Consider the following 319-nt stretch of genomic DNA (forward strand, 5'->3'; position numbering starts at 1 on the left):
GCCGAATGGTCGATCAATCCAGACAACGTTTACATCAACAGCGTAAATAACCCGGAAGAACGTTTGGTCATCAGTTCCAGCTCCCTGACCGCCGAAGCAACCAATCGTGTTTTCGAGAAAGACGCTCCGTCTTACTCCCCACGTACAGCAGGTCTGTTCAGCGTGGCGTATTCGTATGCCGACGAACATCGCCTGGCTGCTCCGGACCTGGCCAAGGTAGGTGAAGTGATCGGCCAACTGGTCAATGACCTGGGCTGATTACTCTGATTGACTGGCTGAGTGACGACAAAGCCTGAAAGAGTGCCGAATAGGTAATGAA

1 protein-coding gene is annotated in these 319 nt (G+C 52.4%); it reads left to right on the top strand.

What is annotated here, in order from left to right:
- On the top strand, positions 1 to 258 hold a 258-nt coding region (locus tag ALO43_RS16080), incomplete at its 5' end, for a hypothetical protein (RefSeq protein WP_054997791.1).
- Positions 259 to 319 lie beyond the last annotated feature (61 nt).

Origin of the sequence: Pseudomonas tremae (genome assembly GCF_001401155.1) — a bacterium.
GTDB classification, from domain to species: Bacteria; Pseudomonadota; Gammaproteobacteria; order Pseudomonadales; family Pseudomonadaceae; genus Aquipseudomonas; species Aquipseudomonas tremae.